The sequence below is a fragment of the Paenibacillus sp. S29 genome, from assembly GCF_049319765.1.
GTDB classification, from domain to species: Bacteria; Bacillota; Bacilli; order Paenibacillales; family Paenibacillaceae; genus Paenibacillus; species Paenibacillus polymyxa_B.
The window spans coordinates 1-204 of record NZ_JBMOUI010000130.1; the positions used below are offsets into that span (position 1 = coordinate 1).

Annotated in this window: 1 protein-coding gene; it reads left to right on the forward strand. The window is 50.0% G+C overall.

Going from position 1 to position 204, the window contains the following annotated elements; all coding sequences use genetic code 11:
- Positions 1–204, forward strand: a 204-nt coding sequence (locus ACL9RM_RS26855) for a condensation domain-containing protein (RefSeq protein WP_414126738.1), incomplete at both ends; no start/stop codon positions are given.

Below are 204 nucleotides of genomic sequence, written 5' to 3' on the forward strand. Positions count from 1 at the left end.
AAGAAATCACAGCGACGTTCAGCCGCTGATCGGGATGTTCGTCAATACCCTGGCCATCCGCAGTTATCCGGCTGCCGATAAGACGTTCCTTGACTACTTGAAGGAAATCAAGGAGACGACGCTAGGTGCTTTTGAACATCAGAATTATCCGTTTGAGGAACTGGTGGATAAGGTGAACGTGGCTCGCGATTTAAGCCGCAATCC